Source organism: Leifsonia sp. A12D58, assembly GCF_047530025.1.
Classification (GTDB): domain Bacteria; phylum Actinomycetota; class Actinomycetes; order Actinomycetales; family Microbacteriaceae; genus Cryobacterium.
On sequence record NZ_JBLJAT010000002.1, the window covers coordinates 76605 to 101178 of the forward strand.

Genomic DNA, 24574 nt, shown 5'->3' on the forward strand with positions numbered 1-24574 from the left:
CCACCCGGTAAGTTGTCAGCATGAATGCAACGGGGACTCCCGCCACTACGGCTATCGGCATTGACATCGGCGGCACCGGCATCAAGGGTGCCATCGTCGACCTCGCCACCGGCGAATTACTCTCGGACAGACTCAAGCTGCCCACACCAAAAGGCGGCAAACCGGGCGACATCATCGATACGACACGGCAACTGCTTGAGACTCTCTCTGCCGGTGTCGGCAGTCTTCCGATCGGTGTGTGCTTCCCGGCCGTCGTGAAGAACGGCCACACGATGTCGGCGGCCAATGTCTCACGAGACTGGATCGGGCTGGCCGCAGAGGAGCTCTTTGAAAAGGGCCTCGGCCAGCCGATCCACTTCGTCAATGACGCGGATGCTGCCGGCTATGCCGAGGCACAGTTCGGTGCCGCCCGTGACGTGCCCGGCGTGGTGCTGCTCACCACACTCGGTACCGGTATCGGTTCTGCGCTGCTCAATGACGGCGTGCTGGTACCCAACACCGAGCTCGGTCACATCGAGATCGACGGCCACGACTATGAGACGAAGGCTGCATACTCGGCCAAGGAGCGTGAGCACCTCAGCTGGTCAGACTGGACCAAGCGCCTGCAGAAGTACTACTCGACGCTCGAGAAGTTGTTCTCTCCCGACCTGTTCGTTGTGGGCGGTGGCGTCTCAAAACGCTATGACGATTTCATTCCCCTGCTCAAGCTGAACACCCCGATCATCCCGGCAGTGCACCGCAATAACGCCGGAATCCTGGGCGCAGCTGCACTGGCAGTCCGTTTTCCGGACCCGTCCTGAAAGACGCCCCATGACGACCCCGCGCACTTCACGCCCCTCTGTCAATCACGAGTCGGCGGCGGGTAACTCTGCGTTTACTCCGGCCCACATCGACGACATCGCGCAGTCGTTCAGCGAACACCACGCGAGAGGTGCCTCGCCGAGTGTCGTCTGGGCGTTGTTCGACCGCACATCCCTGGTGCGGGCAGACGCGCGCGGGACGCTGCACGACGGATCGATTCCGGGCCCTGACACCGCATATCGCATCGCATCCTGCACCAAGAGCTTCACAGCCGCCGCCATCCTGGTCCTTCGTGATGAGGGTCGTGTGGGCCTGGACAGCCCCATCACGCAGTTCGTTCCGGCCTTCTCCTCCGCCACCCTGCCGACTGTCGATTCCCCCGTGCCGACGGTCAGGATGTTGTTGACCATGTCTGCCGGACTTCCCACCGATGACCCGTGGGGTGACAGGCAGGAATCGATCAGCGACGCGGACCTCGATGCACTGCTTCGCCGTGGACTCAGCTTCGACTCTGTCCCCGGCACCCGGTTCGCATACTCCAACCTCGGCTATGCACTGCTTGGACGTGTCGTCACGCAGGCCAGCGGCATCGATTATCGCGACTTCATCGCGCAGCGTTTTCTCGATCCGCTCGGCTTGCAGCAGACCGGCTTCGATTCCACGGTTGCGGCCAGGGGCGGAGTAGCCGCCGGTGCCCGCTGGCTTGACGGCAGCTGGGACTACCTGAAGTTCTCGGGACCAGGCGCCTTCTCGCCCATTGGGGGCTTATTCAGCACCCTCACCGACCTGAGCACCTGGGCACAGTGGCTGGCCAGCGCCTTCGAGCCACGGTCTGAATCAGAGCACACAGATGCCGTCCTGTCACGCTCATCGCGGCGCGAGATGCAGCAGCTACATCGGTTCACGCCCGACCTGCCCTCACACCCAGGCGGCTATGGCTTCGGGCTGTTCGTCCAGCATTATCCGGACGGCGAGACCGTGGTGTCGCATTCAGGCGGATACCCGGGATTTTCAGCGCACATGCGCTGGTCGACGAGGTCGGGCCACGGCATCGTCGCGTTCGAGAACGCCACCTATTCGCGTGTATCCGCTCCCACTACCGAAGCCTTCGACAGAGTGCTGGTCGGTCAGCGGCCCTCGGCGCATCCGACCGCGGCTCAGAGCATCGTCTGGCCGGCCACCCGTTCCGCCCAGGATGCCATCACTGCCCTGGTGAACGACTGGCACGATGACCCCAACCACCTGCTCTTCGCTGAGAACGTCGAGCTCGACGAACCGTTCACTCACCGCCACGCCACACTGACGGCTGCGATTGCCGTTATCGGTGGGCTGGTCACGGGCGGCAGGTCAGACTCAACCGACGAAAGTTCTGGAACCCCCTCCCAACTGGTGTGGTTCCTTCCCGGGCACGCTGGGCGCCTCAGGATCGAGATCCAGCTGACTCCGGAGAACCCACCCCGAGTGCAAACGCTCAAGTTCTCGCCTGACCGGGTCGGACGATAACAGCGATAAAGCAGACCGCTTCAACCGATAAAACGCGAGCTATTCTCGGCACCCAGCCAGTAGTCTTGAGCCATTCGAACAGCGTTGATCGGAGGCAGGATGGACCCGTCATCTCGCCGCCGTGTGGATTCGACTCCTCCGCAATTTCTGTCTAGCGATGTTGCTTCTGTCGGAGTGCGCAAGCTGGTGCAGGAATCCTGGCAGCGCTCGAGACATCTGATGCTCGACCCGGACAAGCCGCTCACCGGTCCGAGCCTTGCCGACGATGACCTGCGGGAGTACCGCAGCTCGCATCCGCTGGCCCTCGTGCTGCCGACCATCCACAACCTGCTTATCAGGCACACCTATGACGCCAGCCTGATCGTCGCTGTCGGAGACCAGGCAGGGCGTCTGTTGTGGGTCGACGGTGACCGCACGCTCAGACACAAGGCAGAGTCAATGCTCTTCATCGAAGGCGCCGACTGGTCGGAGACTGCGGTGGGAACGAGCGCGCCAGGCACGGCACTGGCACTCGACCGCAGCATGCAGATCAGAGGGACCGAACATTTCAACCGGATTGTGCACCCCTGGAGTTGCTCGGCGGTGCCGGTACATGACCCGTCGACCGGCGTGATCATCGGCGTGATCGACATCACCGGTGGGGACGATGCCGTCGGACCCATCGCTCTTCCCCTTATCGAGGCGACGGTGGCAGCCGTTGAGGCCGAATTGAAGCTGCGACGCCTCGATGAACTGCTTGCCCACTCATCGCGCTCGGCGCACTCGCTGCGCTCGAGGACGAGGCAGCCACGACCCGCGCAGCAGCCCCGGGCGCTGCTCACGGTGCTCGGCACAGAGAGCGGGCGCCTCGAGATTGGAGAGACCTCAGTCGGCCTCAGTCTGCGCCACGCTGAGATCCTCACTTTGCTTGCATGGCATCACGACGGCCTCAGCGCCAGGGCACTGGCCGAACTCCTCTACGGCAGCGATGATGCGCTGGTGACAGTGCGTGCAGAAATGGTGAGACTGCGTCGCGTACTCGAGCGCCGCGCACCGATGCTGACGCTGGAGTCCAAGCCGTACCGGGTGACGGTACCGCTTGAGCTGGACGCCCAACGAGTCCTCGCGTTCCTCACCCGCGGGGCGCACAAGGTTGCACTTGCCGCCTATGCCGGTCCGCTTCTGGGCGCCTCTGAATCGCCGGGAATTTCAGCGATTCGCGCCGAGGTGAGCGGTGCACTCAGAACCGCACTGCTGACAGATGCCTCGATAGACACGCTGCTCGCATACGCCCGCACCGACGACGCTGCATTCAACCGCGAGGTCTGGCACACCTGCCTCACCCTCCTGCCCACCCGTTCCCCGAAACGGGCAGCTGTCGTGGCGAGAATCGAGCTCATCGACAGTGAGTTGGGCGGTGCCGCCCGTCGGTAGCCGCGGCACCTCTGCCGGCGCGCGACCAACGTTGCTCCCGTGGCGCGCGACCAGCGTTGCTCTCTGATGCGACTTAAACGCCAGATGCATACAAGACGCGAGCGCTCGTGCTCCACGTGCAACCCCGGCGCAACCCTCACGCTCCTAAGCTCGCGGAAGAGGACGCTACCCGGTCCTCATTCCTCAGACAGAGTCGTCGAACAGGAGCGTTATGACCATCTACGCCGCGCCGGGAACACCCGATGCGAAAGTGACATTCAAGCCACGATACGAAAACTGGATCGGCGGTGAGTGGGTGAAGCCGGTTGAAGGCCAGTACTTCGAAGACATCTCCCCCGTCAACGGCAAGCCGTTCGCCGAGGTCGCTCGCAGCACCGCCGCCGACATCGAGCTGGCCCTGGATGCCGCGCACAAGGCAGCGCCGGCGTGGGGCAAGACGAGTGCAACCGACAGGGCGGCAGTCCTGAACCGCATTGCAGATGTCATCGACGCCAACCTTGAACTGCTGGCCGTCGCAGAGACCTGGGACAACGGTAAGGCGATCCGTGAACCACTGAATGCCGATCTTCCGCTGGCCAGCGACCACTTCCGCTACTTCGGGGCCGCGATCAGGGCGCAGGACGGTGACCATGCCGAGCTCTCGGAAGACATGCTGTCGTATCAGTTCCACGAGCCGCTCGGCGTCGTAGGACAGATCATTCCCTGGAACTTTCCCATCCTGATGGCCGTCTGGAAGCTGGCACCCGCGCTGGCCGCCGGCAACGCCATCGTGCTCAAACCCGCAGAGCAGACCCCGGTTTCGATCCTGGTGCTGATGGAACTCATCGGCGATATCCTGCCGCCCGGCGTGGTCAACATCGTCAACGGCTTCGGCATCGAGGCAGGCAAGCCTCTCGCCTCGAGTCCGCGGATCCGCAAGATTGCCTTCACGGGTGAGACGACAACAGGCCGGCTCATCCTGCAGTACGCCAGCGCGAACCTGATCCCGAGCACTGTCGAGCTGGGCGGCAAAAGCCCGAACATCTTCTTCTCAGATGTCGCAGCCCACAACGATTCGTTCTACGACAAGGCACAGGAGGGTTTCGTGCTCTTCGCCTTCAACCAGGGCGAGGTGTGCACCTGCCCCAGCCGGGCACTCATCCAGAAACCGATCTACGATTCGTTCCTCAGCGACGGAATCGACCGCACCAAGAAGGCCGTGCAGGGCAACCCGCTCGACACCGACACGCAGGTGGGCGCCCAGGCCTCCAATGATCAGCTCGAAAAGATCATGAGCTATATCGACATCGGCAAGCAGGAGGGCGCCACCTTGCTGCTCGGCGGCGAACGGGTGGACCTCGGTGGCGACCTCACCGATGGCTACTACGTGCAACCGACTATTTTCGAGGGTGACAACTCGATGCGAATCTTCCAGGAAGAAATCTTCGGCCCCGTCGTCGCTGTCACCAGTTTCACCGACTATGACGATGCAATCCGCCAGGCGAACGACACCCTCTATGGCCTCGGTGCCGGCGTGTGGTCCAGAAACGGAAACGTGGCATACCGCGCCGGTCGTGACATCCAAGCCGGCCGCGTCTGGGTGAACAACTACCACGCCTATCCAGCAGGAGCGGCGTTCGGTGGCTACAAGAGTTCGGGTATCGGCAGGGAGAACAACAAGCTGGCACTCGGGCACTATCAGCAGACGAAGAATCTGTTGGTTTCATATTCAGAGAGCAAGCTCGGTTTCTTTTAGCGAGGCATCGCTCTCTGATGTCCGGTGGTCGGCCCGGCCGGGGGGACGGACCGATCACCGCGATGACGAGGAGAACTATCTGATGGATGCCAGTGTCACGATTCCAGGCGAAAGCCTCTCGCGCGTCGCACTCACCGATATGAGCGTGACACTCCTCGGTCTGCTCTGGCACAAATACGGGCCACTCATGTTCCACCAGTCGGGCGGATGCTGTGATGGCAGCTCGCCGATGTGTTATCCCGCCGGTGACTTCATCACGTCGGACCAGGACGTACGGCTGGGCCAGTTCGACATCGGCACTGCCGCAGCGCCCCAGCCGATCGACTTCTGGATGTCGAGGGAACAGTTCGAGTACTGGAGCCACACACACCTGACCGTCGACGTAGTGACCGGACGCGGCAGCGGATTCTCGGCCGAAGCTCCCGAGGGTGTGCGATTCATCATCCGCTCACGCCTGATGGAGACAGCGGCGCCGTTCGCCTGAAGTTCGCGGCCTGGGTCAAGCGGTCAGCGGTCAGCGGAACTGAGTGGAACGGCCCCGAAGGTGGCTGGGTAGTCGTCAAGCCAGGCCCAGCGTTCTGCAGGCCAACTCACGACAAATGCGCGCCCGACAACGTCGTCAAGCGGCACAAATCCTTTGCCGGGATTCGCGCCCTGGTAACGCGAATCATTCGAACGCCCACGGTTGTCGCCCATAACCCAGAGGGAATCGGTCGGCACAGTGACGTCAAAGTCGGTTGCTGACACCCGTGTCGCCCCCCACGCCAAACGCACATACGGTTCATCAAGCGGCGTGGAATTGACGCTCATCTGTCCCTGGCTGTTGCAACAGACGACGTGATCGCCAGGCAGACCAATTACGCGCTTGACGAGGTGTTCACCGCTGTCGGTGTTCGCGAGCCCCACGGCTTCCAGCATCCATTCGAAACCGGCGGCAATCGGAGCCTGTTCCGGCTTCGACTGGGGAGTGAGCCAGCCGCCCGGGTCCTTGAACACCACGACATCACCGCGATTGAGAGCCACGACGTCTGGCACTAGTTCGTTGACCAGGATGCGGTCGTTCACCTTCAGGGTGTCACTCATCGATTCCGACGGAATGTAGAACGATTTGATCAGAAATGACTTGACCAGAAACGATACGAGAAGCGCAACAATGACGATGATGATGGCATCACGCAGCAGGTGGAAGGGGCTGCGCTGACGTCGTCGCCTGTCAGCGTCGGATGGATGACGCGAAGCGTCGGGCAGCGTCTCGTCGGTCATCGCTGATCACCCCCGACCGAGTGTACGCAAAGTTGCACTGTGCGGGCACTTTTCAGGGGCAGATCAGAAATGGAATGGGCCGGCTATTACGCCGGGTTCTGTCCAGGTGCCGCATCGAAACACGACACCGTCGACGGCCATCTATCTACGAACTACGTTGCCGCAGCCCTCTAGCGGTCTACCCGAAAACTCGGCGAGCAGCCTTAGCGTTTTCTGTCTGACCTTGCTCCGGGCGAGGTTTACCGAGCCGACCAGGTCACCCTGGCCTCTGGTGGTCTCTTACACCACCGTTTCACCCTTACCGCAGGCAAGCCTGCGGCGGTCTACTTTCTGTGGCACTGTCTCGCGGGTTACCCCGGGTGGGTGTTACCCACCGCCCTGCTCTATGGAGCCCGGACGTTCCTCGGCATCCTGACCTCGAAAGATCCAGATGACGCGACCGTCTTGCCGACCCATTCCAATCCGCAAGCCTACAGGTGCCGGCGTGAGTCGACTAAATGCCGGCTCCCTCCTGGCGCTCATCATGCCCCTCGACCTCGTGACGGCGCTCGAGAGCGGCCCCTTCGACATCCACGTTGGGCAAGATGCGGTCGAGCCAGCGCGGGATCCACCAGGCCGACGTGCCGAGCAGGTGCATGATCGCCGGCATGAGCAACATTCGTACGAGGAATGCATCGACCAGTACACCGAATGCCAGACCGAAGCCGATCGACTTGATCATGCTTGACTCCGAGCTGATGAAGCCGGAGAACACAGCGATCATGATCAACGCGGCCGCGATGACCACCGAGCGGCCGGCACGGAAGCCCTGGGCGACGGCGAGGCGCGCTGGCGCCCCGTGCACGTACGCTTCCCGCATCCCGGTGGCCAGGAAGAGCTGGTAGTCCATCGCCAGCCCGAAGAGGATACCGACGAGGATGACAGGCAGGAAGCTCAGGATCGGTCCGGCGCTGTGAATGCCGAGGAATTCAGCTAACCAGCCCCATTGGAAGACGGCAACGATCGCTCCGAAGGTCGCGAAGAGCGACAGGATGAATCCGCCTGTCGCGATCAGTGGAACCAACAACGAGCGGAACACCAGGATCATGATCAGGAACGACAGGCCGATGACGACGGTGAGATAGAGCGGCAGCACATCCGCCAGCGCCTCTGAGATATCGATGTTGATCGCGGCTTGCCCGGCGACACCGAGTTCGATATCGCTGTCAACGGTCAATCCGCGCAGGTCTCGCACAAGCTGTTCGGTTGAGGCACTGTTGGGTCCCTCGGCCGGGACGACCTGGAACGCGGCGAGCCGATTGTCAGCCGAAACCGCGATCGGCGCGACGGCGACGACATCCTCTTGCTCCGCGATCGCTTGTGCGACAGACACCTGTGCGGCGAGCACTCCATCTTCGTCGAGTCCGGCCGGCAGCGCCGCGGTGACCAGAAGCGGGCCATTTGCACCCTCGCCGAATGACTCCCCCACGACAGTGAAGGCCCTGTAAGACGATGAACCTGTCGGCTCGGATGACCCGTCAGGCAGACCCAAACGCATCGACAGCGACGGGATCGCGATAACCAGCAGTACACCGATCGTGACCACGGCGGTGATGACCGCGCGGAGTGTGCCCATGGGCTTCACCGCGGTCTGCTTCGACACGCCTTCGCTCCCGATGCGAGCCCTGGCCTTCTTGCCCAGCACGCGCATGCCGGCCAGGCCAAGCAAAGCAGGCGTGAGGCTGATGGCAATCAGTACGGCGATCAACACGCTCACGGCTCCGGCCGTGCCCATCAGTCCCAGGAAGGGTACTCCGGTGACATTGAGTGCGAGCAGGGCGATGATGACCGTCGTTCCCGCGAACAGTACGGCGTTGCCGGCCGTGCCGTTTGCCAGACCGATGGATTCGCGCACCTCGGCGCCCCGCAGTAATTGTTTGCGATGCCGGTTGATGATGAACAGGGAGTAGTCGATTCCCACGGCGAGTCCGAGCATGACTCCGAGGATCGGCGTGACGCTCGTCATGTCGAGAACACCGGAGAATGAGAGCGTTAGCATCGCGCCGATTCCAACACCCACGAGTGCAGTGATGATGGGGAACGCCGCGGCCAGCATCGAGCCGAGCATGATGAGCAGGATCACCCCGGCTAGCACAACACCGACAACTTCACCGACCCCGACAAGCTGAGGCACGCTCTGGGCGATGTCAGACGAGAACGACACCTCGACGCCCTTGATCGGGGTGGCTTCGAAATAGTCGATCGTCGCCGCCTTCGCGCTCTCCGGCAGTTCCAAGCGCGGCACCGTGTATGCAACGGTCACGATTGCGGCGGCATCGTCTGGCGAGACCATCCGAATGTTTTTCGCGAGTGAGAGCAACTCGGCTCCACGCTCGAGCTTGGCGCTTTCGGCGTCAAGGGTGGCACGTGATTCGGTCAGTGCGGCCTGCTGTTGGTCGAGCTGAGCCTGCTGCGCCGTCAGCTGTGCCTGCGCAGCATCAAGCTCGGCCGTCAGCGCTCCGGCAGCTTCGGCCTGAGCTCTGCTGGCATCCAGCTGCGCCTGCCCGGCAGTGATCTGGGCCTGGGCAGCGTCAAGCTGTGCCTGACCTGCGTCGAGCTGGGCACGTCCGGCGGTGATTTGCGCACGTCCAGCTTCGATCTTGCTGGCCTGATCGGCGCGTTGCGCTTCTGTGGCGAACGGGTCCACGACGTTTGCCACGTCGGGCAGCGTGCTGGCGCCCGCCACAAGTGCGCTGATCTCGGTCTTCTGCTCACTCGTCAGAGGCGAGCCGTCTTCTGTGGTGAAGACAACGGTTCCTGAGGCGCCGCTGAAATCAGGAAGCTTCTTGGACAGCTCGTCTGTAACCGCACCCGACGCTGTACCCGGAATGTCAAAGCTAGAACTGAGCCCCTTGAAACCAATCAGGAACGCGCCGAGGGCCAGTACGAGGATCACTATCCAGGCGGCGATGACCAGCCACGCTCGACGTGCGGAGAATTTGCCCAACCGATATAGCAACTCAGCCATGGAAGTCCTTTCGCCAGACACCTTGATGATACGCACGGTCACGCGGGTCAAACTCACCGGTAAGGGAATACGCAGAAGGGGCACAGCCTCTCGGCCGTGCCCCTTCTCGTGAAGCAGTTGGTCAGATGCCGGATTCTTCAGTGCGAACCAGGATCGTGCCACAGTCAGGGCAGAACACGACGTCGTCGGCAGGCGAGTTGCGAACCGTCTCCAGGTCGTTGCCTGTCAGCGTCATCGTGCAGGCACCACACGTGCGCGCACGCAGAAGTGCGGCACCATGACCGTGGCCGGCTACACGACGCTTCTCGTAGAGCGCGATGAGTTCATCAGAGATGTTGGCCGCAATAGCTGCCCTGTCACGGACGAGGTCGTCGAGTTCCTTCTTGACCTCGACCAGGTCAGCATCGCGCACCTGCTCCAGTTCGGCGATGCGGGCCGCGATTTCTTCGCGCTCGCCCTGCACGAGAGCGAGTGCGCGCTCGTGCTCTTCGAGACGCTCCATGACGGTGATCTCGATCTCTTCGAGGTCAAACTGGCGCTTCTTGAGTGCGGCCAGCTCGGTTTCCAGAGCCTGTACGTCTTTCACCGAGGAGGTGTGCTGCAAACGATCAGTGTCGCGTTCGATGCGCTTCTGCACGACGTCGACATCCGATTCGATGCGCGACAACTCGGTACGAACATCGTCGAGTTCGCCAAGACGAGCCATGTAGCGCACCTTGACCGCGTCGGCCGTAGCGGTGAGCGCAGCAATCTCTGCGTGCTGGCTGAGAGCTTTCGCCTTGTGCTCAAGCTGCTGGACCTTGGTGTCAAGCGCCTGGAGCCTGAGGAGCTCTTTCTGGGCTACGGGGGTTGCCTTCACTGTTTCCTGACCTTTACGAGTGTTGAGTTACAAAATTGTGGAGCCGTTACGAGGCTATTGAGTGACGACGAAGTCCCAGGGATCGGTGCGGAGATCACTGACGCTCACACGAACCCCCGGCAATGCGGCCCGAAGCTGAGTTGCAGCGGCGTCAAGCCACAACCATTCACTTGCCCAGTGTGACACGTCGATGAGTGCGGGACCTGAGCCAGTGAGCTTCGCCTGTTCTCTGGCTTCAGAAGCCGGGTGATGCCGCAGATCGGCCGTGATGTACACATCCGAGGACACGACCGCGGGATGAGCCAGCAACGAGTCGCCGGCTCCGCCACACAGCGAAACCGTTTCTACCAGCGTGCCATACTCGCCGGACACTCGAACGCCGGTTGCCGTCGCCGGCAACAGTTCGGCGATGTCGCGCGCCAGTTGCCCGAGGGTCGTTGGCTGAGCGAGGTGGCCGACGCGACCGATACCGACGCCCGGCACGCTGCCAGGCGTGATCGGCTGCGCATCGACCAGACCGAGCCGGGTGGCGATCACGTCTGAGACGCCGTCTTCGACAACGTCTGCGTTGGTGTGGGCAGCAATTAGAGCGCAGTTCGCCCGGATGAGTCTGGCCAGCAGTGCACCCTTGTAGCGATCCTCTGCCACCGACGTGACGCCGCGCAACAGGAGCGGATGGTGCACAAGCAGCAGATCGGCACCCGCTTGGATGGCCTCATCGACCGTGCCGGCGACGGCATCGACGGCGAGATGGATCGACGTGATCTGCTGTGCTGGATCGCCACTCAGAAGCCCAGGAGCGTCCCAGGCTTCAGCGCCGGACAGCGGCCAGAGTTCATGGATGATCTGGGTGGCGTTGGCGAGCGAAATTGACACTCGGTCAGCTTACCGGTCGCTCGCTTTGCACACCCGGTCTATCGAGGCTTCTTCGTTGGCCAGCCGACAAGGATAACCACGCCGATCATGATCATCGCCAGGCCGAGCCAGCCGAGGGGGTCAAGTCGTTCGCCGACGATCACGATCGCCAGAATCGTCGCGACGAGCGGTTCGACGAGCGTGATGGTTGTCGCCGTGCTGCTGGTTACTGTGCGGAGGCCTGTCCCGAACAGGATGTAGGCCAGGAACATCGGGCCAAGCGCGAGGTAGGCCGTAATGCCGATACTCGACGCTGACTGCAGCAGCGGTGCACCGGTGAACAGCAGCACCGGAACCAGGCACAGGGCACCGAGGCCGAATAGTGCGCCCATTGTTGCATTCGAGCTGTGGCCCGCAGAGAGAACGCGACGGGAGGCATCCGTATACAGCGCGTAGCTGAGACCGGCGAGCAGACCGAGCAGCACACCGAGCGGAGTATCGGAGGCGCTGGCGCCGGTATCGGCAGGACGTCCGATCACGAGGAGCACTGTGCCCATCACCGCAATGCCGGTACAGAGTGCCCAGCGCGCCGAAATATGGCCGCGGTCCACCAGATATTCGATGGCGGCGGCGAAGAGTGGAGCTGAGCCCAGGGAGATTACAGTGCCGATGGCAACTCCGGCCAGATTCATCGAACTGTAGAAGGCCAGCGGGTAAACGAAAATTCCGCCGACGCCTGCGATCACCCAGCCGCGCACCGATTTATCGGCCATCGCGCGCATCGAGCCCTGGGCAGAGAGCAGAAAAAGGAGGCCGCCACCGATCGCCATCGTGGCTGCGCCAATGGCCAGCGGGCTGACGTCGTCGGGCAGGAAGTGAGCGGCTGTGCCCGTCGTGCCCCAAAGCAACGACGCAATCAGAATAGGGACGACGCCTCTGTTGTTCTGCCGCACCCGGCATCCAATCTGTTGCTGTCAGTGTGCGCAGTGGCGCCTGTCTCAGGTGAACTGGTTTCCGACAGTGTATGGGCAGCGGATGCCTGGCGCGGGTCGCAGTATCTTCGGTGTTCAGAAATGGCACTATTGCTGTGATGCACCCCACCACGTGGCGGATGCAGCAGAGCGATAGGACAGATGACGTGACACAGACAAGCCCCCTGACGATCGTGACAGGCGGCAGCCGCGGCATCGGTGCTGCGATCTGCCGACGGCTGGCACGGGACGGCCACGACGTCGTGATCGGATTCCACAGCGACGATGTCGCTGCAGAATCGGTGGCACGAGACGTGCGCGGGGCCGGTCGGCGAGCCATCGCCGTGCGCGTCGACACGACCGACGACGCGAGCGTTGCTGCGCTCTTCGAGCGAGCCCGCGAGTTCGGCACGGTGACAGGCCTGGTGAACAACGCAGGCTCGGCCAGTGCCGTCGGCACGCTGGCCAAGAACGATATGGCTGATATCCGCCGCGATCTCGACGTCAACCTCGTTGGCGTCCTTCTGTGCGCACAACAGGCGGTACGGGCGATGTCCCAGTCAGGCGGTGGCTCGATCGTCAACATCTCGTCGGCCGCGGCCACGCTGGGTGGGGCGGGAAGCTACGTGCACTACGCGGCGGCGAAGGCGGCAGTCGATGGGTTGACCGTCGGCCTGTCGAAAGAGGTCGCAGCACTCGGCATCCGCGTCAATGCTGTTGCCCCCGGCACCATCTGGACCGAGTTTCACCGCGATCCCGATAGGCCGGCGAAGGTAGCGACGACAGTGCCCCTCGGCCGCGCGGGCCAGCCGGACGAAATCGCCGGTGCCGTCGCTTGGCTACTTTCAGCGGATGCCAGCTATGCCACGGGCACAATCATTCGGGTTGCTGGCGGGCTGTAGCACTCGCGGCAATCGCGGCGACCGCGCTTATTCGACGCGAGTGTGCGTAGTTCGCTACCGCATCGCAGCAGGCAACCGCTGCAACGCCAACCACATAGGCGACGAGATCGATGGCCGCGAATGACGTGCCCAGCGTGAGCCTGAACACCACGCTGTCGGACAGCGTGGCCGGAATACCTGTGAGCTGGAAGAGTTCGATGGCCACGCACAGGCCTCCGGCAATAATGCCGACCTGCACGGGAAGCAGGCGAGGCGCCGCTACCGTGACTGCCAGGTAGAGAAGGACTGCGTACAGGGCGTCTGCAGTGAAATTCGTCACGGGCCCACTATCGATGGCGTGCACCAGGAGTCCGACGATCATCACAAGCAGCCCGGCAGCACCGGCACCCAGCCGACGACGCCGCGCTGGCCTGCGTTGTATATCAGCGTCAGATCTCACAAGGCAGAGGCTACGTCATCCCTCGCAGGGACGCATCGGAACGCCGTTCTCCGCCGCCGGGGGTAGACGGTGCGTTTACCCGGGAAGTTGCGGCTCGCGCCACTGAGCAGCACACGCGAAGATATGTCACGATCGCTCTTATGGGAGGTCGTGGTCGACCCGAACGACCACCTGGGATGGATGGCGGACTCCCCCGATTACGCCATCCATCCCATTTCTTTGCCCGCGGGCACCGTGTGCCTTGCCGACGCCGCGCTGACGCTCGGCTGACCTCCGCAGATCGTGACGCGGCCTGGTCTAGGGTCATGAAATGGCCAATCTCGTCTATCCGCCAGCTGTCCGCCCCGGAGGCACCATCGGAGTGCCGTCGCCGTCATCTGGCGTTGATTCAGAGTTCGCTCCGCGCCTCGCTGATGCGACAAACGCGCTCACGGCACGCCGATACCGGGTGGAACTCGGCACACTGGTGCGCAACGGTGGACTCGTTTCTGGCTCAATATCGGAGCGCGTCGACGAGCTACAGACAATGTTCGCCCGGGACGACGTCAACGCTGTGCTGCCGCCGTGGGGCGGTGAGCTGGCGATCGACATGCTTGACACCCTCGATTGGGCAGCACTTGCTGCAGACCCGAAATGGTTTGCCGGCTGGTCAGACATCTCGACACTGTTGCTCCCGCTGACCGTCATGCACGGAGTGGCGACCCTGCACGGGGCAAACCTGATGGACGAGCCCTACGAACTGCCGACCGAGTTCGTGCGCTGGACAGATGTCATCTCCGGAACTGTCGGAACGTCCTTCGAACAGCAGGCTGCCCCACATCGCCGCACCCGACCCTGGGGCGACTGGGCAGATGAGCCATTGGATGCCGCGAAGGCGTATGAGACGACGACGCACTGGAAGCTGCTCTCTGGAGCGTCCCAGGCCGAGTTCTCTGGTCGTCTGATCGGCGGTTGTCTCGACACCGTCGCCCTGCTTGCCGCGACCCCATATGGTGATGTACCGGCATTCCAACGGCGTTACGCGCCCGAAGGCTTGGTCGTCTACCTCGAGGTGTCTGACGCGGATGCCGTCAGCACAGCGCGCATGCTTCGCTCACTCCGCTTGGCCGGCTGGTTCACTAACGCAAACGGCGTACTCATCGGCAGGACGACCGCACCCAATAGTGCGGATATGACCCAGCTGGAGGCCGTTGCTCACGCGCTCGGCGACCTGCCGATTCCTGTGATCGTCGATTTCGACGCGGGACATGAGCCGCCCCAGATGCCGCTCGTCAACGGAGCCATCGCCGACGTGCGCATCGACGGCCGCCACGGCTCGATCCGCCAGACCCTCACGCCCTGACGGCGGCGGCGCGAGTCAATAAAACAAGAAAACCCCCGATTTCTCGGGGGTTTTCACTGTGGGCCCTACCGGGATCGAACCGATGACATCCACGGTGTAAACGTGGCGCTCTACCAGCTGAGCTAAAGGCCCCGACTACCGCTTGCGCGGATCAGGTCGTTTCACATCATACAGAAACCAGCGCCCGAGTCCGAAATCGACGGCCTCGTTTCGCGACCGCCGGGCGCGTCGCGGACTAGGCCGGCTGCAGTTCAGACAGCGCTGCGCGGTAAGCCTCGATAGCCCGCGGCTCGCCAGGGGCTGTGATGAAACTGGCGCGGATGATGCCGCTCGCGTCAATAAGGAAAGTCGCGCGGTTCGCAAAACCCTTCTCCTCGAGGAAGACACCGTATTCCTTTGCCACGCCGCCGTGCGGCCAGAAGTCGGCGACCAGACTGAAGTCATAGCCTTCCTGTTCACCCCAGGCGCGCAGTGCGTGACGAGAGTCAACCGAGATGCCGATCAGTTCGACGCCGCTGTCGGCAAAGAGCGACAGGTTGTCGCGCAGTTCGCACAGTTCGCTGCTGCAGATTCCTGAGAAGGCGAGAGGGAAGAAGACCAACGCGACCGACTTCACCCCACGGAACTGGCTCAGCGAAATCGTCTCACCGTATTGGTTGATGAGCGAGAAGTCTGGTGCCTGGGTGTCGTTCTCCAAAGCCATGGTGCATTTCCTTTCCGTGCCGCAAATTACTGCAGCTGAACACGGTGGGAAAGCCTAGCCCCAGGCGCTCTGTGAACCAAGAATCTGAAAGCTCGCCAGCTCACTGTGAGGTTGGGGCGGCGCACGCACAGCCATTCCAGACTCACTAGGCTGGACTAGGTGCCAATGGTCGTAATCCGACCCGCTTTGTCTCCGGCACGAATAATCAGGCCAAATTTGTTCATCGCAGGTGAGGCCCCACAGAGAGAGGTCGAGTGTGACTGTCAACGACCAGGACCCGTACTCGATGAATAACATCGACACAGATCCAGAAGAGACGGCCGAATGGTCGGAGTCACTGGATTCGCTTGTAGCCGCAGAAGGCCACCAGCGTGGCCGTGAGATCATGCTCAGCCTGCTCAAGCGGTCCAAGGAACTTCACCTTGGCGTACCGATGGTTCCGACCACGGACTACATCAACACCATTGCTGCAGAAAACGAGCCGGAGTTCCCGGGCGATGAAGACGTCGAACGTCGTTACCGCGCCTGGATCCGCTGGAATGCAGCAGTGCTCGTGCACCGCGCACAGCGCCCCGGCATCGCCGTCGGTGGCCACATCTCGACGTACGCGTCGTCGGCTGCCCTCTACGAGGTCGGCTTCAACCACTTCTTCCGTGGGCAGAACCACCCGGGCGGCGGAGACCAGGTCTTCGTGCAGGGTCACGCCTCCCCCGGAACCTACGCACGTGCATTCCTCGAAGGACGCCTGAGCGCCAACCAGCTCGACGGTTTCCGCCAGGAGAAGTCGCACGAAGGCGGAGGACTCTCGTCCTACCCGCACCCGCGCCTCATGCCGGAATTCTGGCAGTTCCCGACTGTATCGATGGGCCTTGGCCCGATCAACGCGATCTACCAGGCCCAGGCCAACCGCTACCTCACCAACCGTGGCATCAAGGATGCGAGCGACCAGCAGGTCTGGGCATTCCTCGGCGACGGTGAAATGGACGAGGTCGAAAGCCGCGGACAGCTTCAGGTCGCCGCCAACGAAGGCCTCGACAACCTCAACTTCGTGATCAACTGCAACCTGCAGCGTCTTGACGGCCCTGTGCGTGGCAATGGCAAGATCATCCAGGAGCTCGAGAGCTTCTTCCGCGGTGCCGGCTGGAACGTCATCAAGGTCGTCTGGGGTCGCGAGTGGGACAGCCTGCTCGCCAACGACACCGACGGCGCCCTGCTCAACCTGATGAACGTCACGCCTGATGGCGATTACCAGACGTACAAGGCCGAGAGCGGCGCATACGTGCGCGAAAACTTCTTCGGACGCGACCTGCGTGCGCTCAAGCTCGTCGAGGGCTACACCGACGACGAGGTTTGGAACCTCAAGCGCGGTGGGCACGACTACCGCAAGGTATACGCCGCATTCAAGGCAGCATCTGAGCACAAGGGCCAGCCCACCGTCATTCTGGCGAAGACCGTCAAGGGCTACGGCCTCGGACCGAGCTTCGAGGGCCGCAACGCGACCCACCAGATGAAGAAGATGACGCTCGACAACCTCAAGACGTTCCGTGACAGCATGCACGTGCCGATCACCGACGCCCAGCTTGAAGAGAACCCGTACCTGCCGCCGTACTACACCCCCGGCGATTCAGACCCGGCGATCCAGTACATGCACGAGCGTCGCCGTGAACTCGGTGGCTACGTGCCGGAGCGTCGCAGCAAGTACACCCAGCTGAACCTGCCAGACGACTCCACGTATGCGATCTCGAAAAAGGGTTCAGGCACGCAGGAGATCGCCACCACGATGGCATTCGTGCGTCTACTCAAGGATCTGTTGCGCTCGAAGGACTTCGGCAACCGCATCGTCCCGATCATCCCCGACGAGGCTCGTACCTTCGGAATCGACGCGTTCTTCCCGAACGCCAAGATCTACAACCCGAACGGTCAGCACTACACCTCCGTCGACCGCGAACTGCTGCTGGCGTACAAGGAGAGCCCTCAGGGCCAGATCGAGCACGTCGGCATCAACGAAGCCGGCGCGATGGCCGCGTTCACCAACATGGGTACTACGTACGCCACCCAGGGTGAGCCGCTCATTCCGATCTACGTGTTCTACTCGATGTTCGGATTCCAGCGCACCGGCGACGCCATGTGGGCTGCTGGCGACCAGATGGCCCGTGGTTTCATCATGGGTGCCACCGCGGGTCGCACCACGCTGACCGGTGAGGGCCTCCAGCATGCAGACGGTCACTCGCACCTGCTCGCCTCGACCAACCCGGCAGTCGTCTCGTACGACCCGGCATACGGTTACGAGATCGGGCACATCATGCGCGACGGTCTGCAGCGCATGTACGGCGGAACCCACACAGATCCGAACGTCATGTACTACATCACTCTCTACAACGAGCCGTATGTACAGCCGGCCGAACCGGAGGGCGTGGATGTCGATGGCATCGTGCGCGGTATCCACCAGCTGAACCAGTCGATGGTCGCTGGCCCCAAGGCTCAGCTGCTGGCATCCGGTGTCGGAGTCACCTGGGCACTCGAGGCCCAGCAGCTCCTCGCTGAGGACTGGGGCGTTGCCGCCAACGTCTGGTCGGTCACCTCGTGGACCGAACTGCGTCGCGACGGCCTTGCGGCAGAGGAACATAACTTCCTCTACCCGGACGCCGACGAGCGCATCCCATATGTCACGTCAAAGCTTGCCGGCGCAGAGGGACCGGTCATCGCCGTTTCCGACCACATGCATGCAGTAGCGGACCAGATCCGTCAGTTCGTTCCCGGCGATTTCGCAACGCTCGGAGCAGACGACTTCGGATTCTCCGACACCCGCGCTGCCGCACGTCGCTACTTCAAGATCGACGGCCCATCCATGGTCGTTCGCACGCTCCAGATGCTCGCCCGTCAGGGCAAGGTCGACCGAAGCCTGGTCAGTGCAGCAATCGCGAAGTACCGCCTGCACGATGTGAGCGCTGGAACCTCCGGCTCTGCCGGGGGCGAAAGCTAACAACGAAAGTGGCACCGGCGCCCAAGACGAAAGAGCAGACGCTCGCCTGGCTTCGAACGATTTCAGGCGAGCTGTCTACGGCGACGTTGAAACGCCTGGAGGACACGCTGCCCTGGTATGGCGATATGCCACCAGGGCGGCGGTCCGCCGTCGGGCTCGTCGCCCAGGCAGGTATCACGTCGTTCATCTCCTGGTACGACAACCCCAACTCGACTCCGTGGATCGCGGCAGACGTTTTCGGTGCCGCCCCACGGGAGCTCTTACGATCGGTCAGCCTGCAGCAGACGTTGCAGCTCATTCGGATCGTGGTTGAAGTCGTCGAGGAACGCGTCAAGGACGGCAGCGAGTCACTTCGTGAAGCGATCCTGCTGTACTCGCGCGAAATCGCCTTCGGCGCAGCTGATGTCTACGCCAGGGCAGCAGAGGCCCGTGGCCTCTGGGATGCTCGGCTTGAGGCACTCGTCGTCGACTCGATTCTGAGCGGGGAGTATGACGACGAGCTTCCCAGCCGTATCGCCGCACTCGGTTGGCACGGTCATGGCGAAGTCTGCGTGCTCGTCGGTACGACGCCGAAGATGCTCGACGTCGACCACCTCAGGCGCGCTGCACGCCACATGGCAGCGGATGTGCTGATTGGCGTGCAGGGCAACAGGCTCGTGCTGGTCATCGGTCGCGCCCACCCCACGCCGGTCGAGGGCGAAGACACAGCTGGCGCGCCACCGCTGCTCAGTTTCATGGAGATCGCGGTCCAGCTTGAAGAAAGCTTCGGTCCCGGACATCTGGTGCTCGGCCATGAAGTCCCGAACCTCGTTGATGCGTCCAAGAGCGCCAAGGCTGCTCTCGCCGGGTTCGCTGTCGCCCGTGCGTGGCGCAACGCCCCGCGCCCCGTGCAAGCGGATGACCTGCTGCCCGAGCGGGCACTCGCTGGAGATCCGCTTGCTCGCGCCACACTCATCCACCGCGTGTATCGGCCATTGCAGGCACACTCGACCGAGTTGCTCACCACACTCTGGTGCTACCTCGACAACGGTCGGTCGCTTGAAGCGACGGCACGTGAACTCTTCGTGCACCCGAACACCGTGCGCTACCGCCTGAAGCGCGTCTCCGAAGTTATCGGGTACGACGCGACCGGAGCCAGGGAAGCCCTGATCCTGCAGTCGGCGCTGATCATCGGCTCGATCAGCGATCACGACGGTTCTTCACGTCGTCGCTGACCCTCTTGCCGGCCCCGATGTAACGAATCCCCCAAACGTTTCCGGAATACTTAGTACTTCTTCAACACACACCGACGTATTGAGATTGGGAAACTAGAAACGTGATTGTTGTCGTCTGCCCTGGACAGGGCTCGCAAACCCCCGGATTCCTTGAGCCCTGGCTCGCTGACCCTGCGTTTGCAGGAGAGCTTCGTGAAATCTCGGATGCGGTGGGAATCGACCTCGTCGCCCACGGCACCACGAGCGACGCCGACACAATCAAGGACACGGCGATCGCGCAGCCGCTCATTGTGGCTGCAGGACTCCTCACCCTCAAGGCCCTGCTCGCAGATGGTCGCCGCGAAAAGATCGGCGGAATCGCCGGGCACTCGGTCGGCGAGGTTACCGCAGCCGCCGGAGCCGGCATCCTCAGCAACGCTGACGCCGTACGTTTCGTGCGCGAGCGTGGCAGCGCCATGGCGGCCGCGGCCGCTGCTACCCCGACGGGGATGAGCGCCGTCCTCGGTGGAGACGAAGCAGAACTACTTGCCAAGCTCAGCGAACTCGGACTCGAGCCCGCAAACTTCAACGGCGGTGGCCAGATCGTCGTCGCAGGCGCACTGGATGCCCTCGCGGCCCTTGCCGAGAACCCGCCGGCCAAGGCGCGCGTCATCCCGCTTCAGGTCGCCGGCGCATTCCACACGCGGTATATGACACCTGCTGTCGAACACCTCGCGTCGGTTGCCGCATCACTCACCCCGGCTGATCCCACTCTTCCGCTGTGGACAAACAAGGACGGCTCGCTCGTCTCAAACGGTGCGCAGTTCGTCGAGCTTCTCGTCGGTCAGGTCTCGTCGCCAGTACGGTGGGACCTGTGCATGGAGTCCTTCGCCGCCGCCGGCGTCACCGGAATTATCGAGGTTGCTCCAGCCGGCGCACTCGTCGGACTCGCCAAGCGTGCACTCAGAGGCGTACCGAGCCTCGCGATCAAGACTCCAGACGACCTGCCGGCCGCGTTCGAGCTCATCGACCAGGCTTCCTGAGTCCTACCGAAAGAAACGAATGATCAAGCCAACCCTTCAGCAGTCTCACGGAGCGCAGTTCACCCGCATCCTCTCCGTCGGCGCAGCACGCGGCGATCTGAACGTCGTCAATGACGACCTGATCGAGCCGATCAACTCGTCAGACGAGTGGATCCAGCAGCGCACCGGCATCATCTCCCGCACCAGGGCGAGCGAAGACCTCCAGGCCGTCGACCTCGCGACCGATGCGGCCCGCGAGGCCATCGAGCGTTCAGGCATCTCCCCCGAACTCATCGATGCCGTCATCATCGCGACGATCAGCAACATCCAGCAGACGCCATCCATGGCTGCTGTCGTCGCCGACCGAGTGGGCGCAAACCCAGCTGCCGCGTACGACGTCAATGCCGCCTGTGCCGGCTACAGCTACGCGATCGCCCAGGCCGACGCCCTGATCCGTGCCGGCGCTGCACACTACGCGCTTGTCATCGGCGCCGAGAAGCTCTCGGACGTCGTCGACCCGACCGACCGCTCGATCTCATTCCTGCTAGGCGATGGCGCGGGTGCTGTCGTCATCGGCCCGAGCGAGTTCCCCGGCATCTCGGCAACAATTTGGGGTTCAGACGGCTCACGGGCCGACGCCGTCGGTATGAACCACACGCTGCAGGAATACCGTCGCGGCGATGCTCCGTGGCCCACGCTTCGCCAGGAGGGCCAGACAGTCTTCCGCTGGGCAGTATGGGACATGGCCAAGGTTGCCAAGCAGGCGCTGGATGCCGCCGGCATCACCAGCGACCAGCTCGCGGCCTTCATCCCGCACCAGGCGAACATGCGCATCATCGACGAATTCGCCAAGCAGCTGAAGCTTCCGGAGTCGGTGGTCATCGCCCGCGACATCGCTACGACCGGCAACACCTCGGCCGCATCCATCCCCCTTGCCACGCACCGATTGCTCGAAGAGCACCCGGAATTGAGCGGCGGCCTCGCGCTTCAGATCGGCTTCGGAGCCGGTCTGGTATTCGGCGCGCAGGTCGTAGTTCTGCCCTAGTTCCTCAAGTCACCCCTAAACTGAGTCTCGGTCAAACGAGACACCCCCCAAGGAGAAAACAAAATGGCATTGTCCACCGAAGAAGTTCTTGCCGGCCTGGCCGAGCTCATCAACGACGAGACTGGCATCGCGACCGACACGGTTGAGCTGGGCAAGTCGTTCACCGACGACCTCGACATCGACTCCATCTCGATGATGACCATTGTCGTCAACGCAGAAGAGAAGTTCGACGTCAAGATTCCCGACGAAGAGGTAAAGAACCTCAAGACCGTCGGCGACGCTGTCGAGTTCATCGTCAAGGCCCAGAACTAGCCACACCTTTCGGGCAGGCCGGACGACTGATGTCGGTCGGCCTGCCCGTTGTGGCATGTCCCACGCTTTCCCCTCCACGAGAGTTGACGTTATGACCAAGAAGATCGTTATCACCGGTATCGGTGCGACCTCGCCGCTCGGCGGAACCGCACCAGAGACCTGGTCGGCCCTTCTCGCCGGCGAATCGGGTGCACGCACCCTCGAACAAGCCTGGGTCGCCGAGACCCAAATCCCCATCACTTTTGCTGCGCAGGCCAAGATATTGCCTGCCGACGTCCTCGAGCGTTTCGAGACCAAGCGTCTCGACCCGTCGAGCCAGTTCGCACTGATCGCCGGCCGTGAGGCCTGGGCAGATGCCGGCGCCCCCGAGGTCGAGCCCGAACGTCTGGCCGTTGACTGGTCAACCGGCATCGGCGGCGTCTGGACGCTGCTCGACGCGTGGGACACCCTGCGCGAGCGCGGCCCGCGCCGCGTGCTGCCCATGACTGTACCGATGCTGATGCCGAATGGCCCCGGAGCCGCAATCGGCATGGACCTGCATGCTCGTGCCGGTATCACCACTGTCGTCTCCGCCTGCGCCTCCAGTACCGAAGCGCTCGTCAACGCCTACAACCGCCTGCAGGCCGGTCTGGCCGACGTCGTCATCGCCGGTGGATCAGAGGCAGCAATCCACCCGCTGCCTATCGCCTCGTTTGCTGCAATGCAAGCGCTGTCCAAGCGAAACGACGACCCGGCTACCGCGTCACGTCCGTACGACATCAGCCGTGACGGCTTCGTACTCGGTGAGGGTGCAGCAGCGCTCGTCATCGAGACCGAAGAACACGCCAAGGCCCGCGGCGCGCGAATCTACGCCGAACTTCTCGGTGGTTCCATCACGAGCGACGCGTACCACATCACCGCACCGGACCCCGAGGGCTCAGCAGCCGCACGCGCCATGCTCACCACCATCGAAAACTCCGGTGCAAGCCTCGCGGATGTCACACACATTAACGCGCACGCTACAAGCACCCCGGTGGGCGACATCGCTGAGTACAACGCGCTCCGCCGCGTATTCGGTGACCTGCTCGATGGCATCCCGGTGTCGGCGACGAAGGCATCGACCGGTCACCTTCTCGGTGGCGCCGGTGCGATCGAGGCGCTGTTCACGGTCAAGGCACTGCACGAACGCCTTGCCCCGCCAACGATCAACCTGACCGAGCAGGACCCCGACATCCCACTGGATGTCGTGACCACGCCTCGCGCGCTGCCTGCCGGCGACCTGCTGGCCATCAGTAACTCGTTCGGATTTGGCGGCCACAACGCCGTCGTCGCATTCCGCAGCGTGTAATACCGCGCAATCACCTGTAACGCACACGACCCCGACCGGGAAACCACCGGTCGGGGTCGTGTGTTTGGTGCGGTCTGGTGCTTCGCTCACGCGTCGTTCGGGAATGTCACCGACCAGCGCGTCTGGCGCCGCATCCAGGCCGCAAGCTCTGTGGGTCTATCCGACCTTGTGCAGCCAGACCACGGCGCTCATGTCGCTGGCGTGGCGGAACGGCTCGAGCTCGTCATCCCACGCCTGCCCGAGCGCCAGCCGCAGTTCTCTGTGCAGTTCGATGGCGTTCGCGCCGGCAACTTCCATGGCGTACCTGACCCGGTCTTCCGGGATCACGATGTTGCCTGCCGTGTCTGTCTGTGCGTAGAAGATACCCAGATCGGGCGTGTGCAGCCAGCGTCCGCCATCGGTGCCGAGGCCTGCATCCTCCGTCACCTCGAAGCGCAGGTGTTCCCAGCCGCGGAGTGCTGAGGCCAGGATAGCGCCGGTTCCCCGTTCGCCTTCCCAATAGAATTCGGCCCTCTGGGCACCCTTCAACACGGGCTGGTCTGCCCAATCAAAATTCACTGCCTCACCGAGCGCGGTACCGGCCGCCCATTCGACATGGGGGCACAGCGCACGAGGCGAAGAGTGCACATAAAGTACTCCCCGTGCGGCAGGTGCCTGACGGGTCTGTATTGCCGTCATCCTTTTCTCCGTTCAGTGAGGTGCGTCTTCCCCAACGACCTCTGAACCGACTGATGCGCGGCGTGCGTATGAAATTGGACGACAGTGATGCCGTTACGTGAATTATGCCGCAGCTCCACCGAAAATTACAACACTGTAACGCGAGTCGCTCGAAGTCATTCGCGAGTGCGATCCGGGCCGTCGCACGTACGACGATGCAGGTACGACAGACTATGTGCACA

General features: G+C 62.8%; 21 protein-coding genes, 1 tRNA gene and 1 other RNA gene. 13 read left to right on the forward strand and 10 right to left on the reverse strand.

Annotated features, from left to right (window positions below; genetic code table 11):
- The first annotated feature begins 20 nt into the window (after positions 1–20).
- From ppgK to ACMT3I_RS06250, 5 genes are all read left to right on the forward strand, one after another.
- On the forward strand, positions 21–800 hold the full coding sequence (ppgK, locus tag ACMT3I_RS06230; RefSeq protein WP_414803603.1) for a polyphosphate--glucose phosphotransferase: 780 nt from the start codon (positions 21–23) through the stop codon (positions 798–800).
- A gap of 10 nt (positions 801–810) precedes the next feature.
- Positions 811–2304, forward strand: a complete 1494-nt coding sequence (locus ACMT3I_RS06235; protein ID WP_414803604.1) for a serine hydrolase domain-containing protein — start codon at positions 811–813, stop codon at positions 2302–2304.
- A gap of 219 nt (positions 2305–2523) precedes the next feature.
- Positions 2524–3717: a GAF domain-containing protein gene (locus tag ACMT3I_RS06240; protein WP_414803605.1), complete on the forward strand. Its 1194-nt coding sequence runs from the start codon at positions 2524–2526 to the stop codon at positions 3715–3717.
- Positions 3718–3928: 211 nt separating this feature from the next.
- Positions 3929–5452: an aldehyde dehydrogenase family protein gene (locus tag ACMT3I_RS06245; protein ID WP_414803606.1), complete on the forward strand. Its 1524-nt coding sequence runs from the start codon at positions 3929–3931 to the stop codon at positions 5450–5452.
- Between the two features lie 82 nt (positions 5453–5534).
- The gene (locus tag ACMT3I_RS06250; RefSeq protein WP_414803607.1) at positions 5535–5936 is read left to right on the forward strand and encodes a DUF779 domain-containing protein; all 402 of its coding nucleotides are present in this window, start codon (positions 5535–5537) and stop codon (positions 5934–5936) included.
- 23 nt (positions 5937–5959) lie between these two features.
- On the opposite strand, the gene lepB is transcribed toward ACMT3I_RS06250, so the two are convergent.
- The 6 genes from lepB to ACMT3I_RS06280 form a co-directional block, all read right to left on the reverse strand.
- A complete protein-coding gene (gene lepB / locus ACMT3I_RS06255) occupies positions 5960–6715 on the reverse strand; it encodes a signal peptidase I (RefSeq protein ID WP_414803608.1) in 756 nt (251 codons plus the stop codon).
- Between the two features lie 71 nt (positions 6716–6786).
- Positions 6787–7170: RNase P RNA component class A (rnpB, locus tag ACMT3I_RS06260), an RNA gene on the reverse strand.
- A gap of 38 nt (positions 7171–7208) precedes the next feature.
- Entirely contained in the window at positions 7209–9722 is a 2514-nt protein-coding gene (locus ACMT3I_RS06265) for an MMPL family transporter (protein ID WP_414803609.1), read from the reverse strand.
- Positions 9723–9843: 121 nt separating this feature from the next.
- Positions 9844–10581 carry a zinc ribbon domain-containing protein gene (locus ACMT3I_RS06270; RefSeq protein WP_414803610.1) on the reverse strand — a complete coding sequence of 246 codons (738 nt, stop codon included), beginning with the start codon at positions 10579–10581 and terminating at the stop codon, positions 9844–9846.
- 54 nt (positions 10582–10635) lie between these two features.
- The gene (locus ACMT3I_RS06275) at positions 10636–11457 is read right to left on the reverse strand and encodes a Nif3-like dinuclear metal center hexameric protein (RefSeq protein WP_414803611.1); all 822 of its coding nucleotides are present in this window, start codon (positions 11455–11457) and stop codon (positions 10636–10638) included.
- Positions 11458–11495: 38 nt separating this feature from the next.
- Positions 11496–12389 (reverse strand): DMT family transporter, encoded by an 894-nt coding sequence (locus ACMT3I_RS06280; RefSeq protein WP_414803612.1) that lies wholly within the window; start codon positions 12387–12389, stop codon positions 11496–11498.
- 185 nt (positions 12390–12574) lie between these two features.
- On the opposite strand from ACMT3I_RS06280, the gene ACMT3I_RS06285 reads away from it, so the two are divergent.
- Entirely contained in the window at positions 12575–13309 is a 735-nt protein-coding gene (locus tag ACMT3I_RS06285) for an SDR family NAD(P)-dependent oxidoreductase (protein WP_414803613.1), read from the forward strand.
- Here the strand turns inward: ACMT3I_RS06285 and ACMT3I_RS06290 are convergent.
- Positions 13284–13748, reverse strand: coding sequence for a DUF2809 domain-containing protein (locus ACMT3I_RS06290; protein WP_414803614.1), 465 nt, complete (start codon positions 13746–13748; stop codon positions 13284–13286). The genes ACMT3I_RS06285 and ACMT3I_RS06290 overlap by 26 nt on opposite strands.
- Positions 13749–14058: 310 nt before the next feature.
- Here ACMT3I_RS06290 and ACMT3I_RS06295 point away from each other — a divergent pair, with 310 nt between their 5' ends.
- A complete protein-coding gene (locus ACMT3I_RS06295) occupies positions 14059–15090 on the forward strand; it encodes a S66 family peptidase (protein ID WP_414803615.1) in 1032 nt (343 codons plus the stop codon).
- Positions 15091–15149: 59 nt separating this feature from the next.
- On the opposite strand, the gene ACMT3I_RS06300 is transcribed toward ACMT3I_RS06295, so the two are convergent.
- Positions 15150–15222 (reverse strand) — tRNA-Val (locus tag ACMT3I_RS06300).
- Between the two features lie 103 nt (positions 15223–15325).
- The gene (locus ACMT3I_RS06305; RefSeq protein ID WP_414803616.1) at positions 15326–15793 is read right to left on the reverse strand and encodes a peroxiredoxin; all 468 of its coding nucleotides are present in this window, start codon (positions 15791–15793) and stop codon (positions 15326–15328) included.
- Between the two features lie 256 nt (positions 15794–16049).
- On the opposite strand from ACMT3I_RS06305, the gene aceE reads away from it, so the two are divergent.
- The 6 genes from aceE (at position 16050) to ACMT3I_RS06335 (ending at position 23675) form a co-directional block, all read left to right on the forward strand.
- Positions 16050–18776 (forward strand): pyruvate dehydrogenase (acetyl-transferring), homodimeric type, encoded by a 2727-nt coding sequence (aceE, locus tag ACMT3I_RS06310; RefSeq protein WP_414803617.1) that lies wholly within the window; start codon positions 16050–16052, stop codon positions 18774–18776.
- Positions 18777–18784: 8 nt separating this feature from the next.
- Positions 18785–19990: a PucR family transcriptional regulator gene (locus ACMT3I_RS06315; protein ID WP_414803618.1), complete on the forward strand. Its 1206-nt coding sequence runs from the start codon at positions 18785–18787 to the stop codon at positions 19988–19990.
- A gap of 101 nt (positions 19991–20091) precedes the next feature.
- Complete coding sequence (locus tag ACMT3I_RS06320; RefSeq protein WP_414803619.1) at positions 20092–21012, forward strand: ACP S-malonyltransferase; 921 nt, start codon at positions 20092–20094, stop codon at positions 21010–21012.
- 19 nt (positions 21013–21031) lie between these two features.
- On the forward strand, positions 21032–22036 hold the full coding sequence (locus tag ACMT3I_RS06325) for a beta-ketoacyl-ACP synthase III (RefSeq protein ID WP_414803620.1): 1005 nt from the start codon (positions 21032–21034) through the stop codon (positions 22034–22036).
- A 63-nt stretch (positions 22037–22099) separates the two neighbouring features.
- Positions 22100–22348 carry an acyl carrier protein gene (locus ACMT3I_RS06330; RefSeq protein WP_414803621.1) on the forward strand — a complete coding sequence of 83 codons (249 nt, stop codon included), beginning with the start codon at positions 22100–22102 and terminating at the stop codon, positions 22346–22348.
- Positions 22349–22439: 91 nt separating this feature from the next.
- A complete protein-coding gene (locus ACMT3I_RS06335) occupies positions 22440–23675 on the forward strand; it encodes a beta-ketoacyl-[acyl-carrier-protein] synthase family protein (protein WP_414803622.1) in 1236 nt (411 codons plus the stop codon).
- Positions 23676–23831: 156 nt separating this feature from the next.
- Here ACMT3I_RS06335 and ACMT3I_RS06340 read toward each other — a convergent pair whose 3' ends face one another.
- Entirely contained in the window at positions 23832–24353 is a 522-nt protein-coding gene (locus ACMT3I_RS06340; protein ID WP_414803623.1) for a DUF3145 domain-containing protein, read from the reverse strand.
- Between the last annotated feature and the right edge of the window lie 221 nt (positions 24354–24574).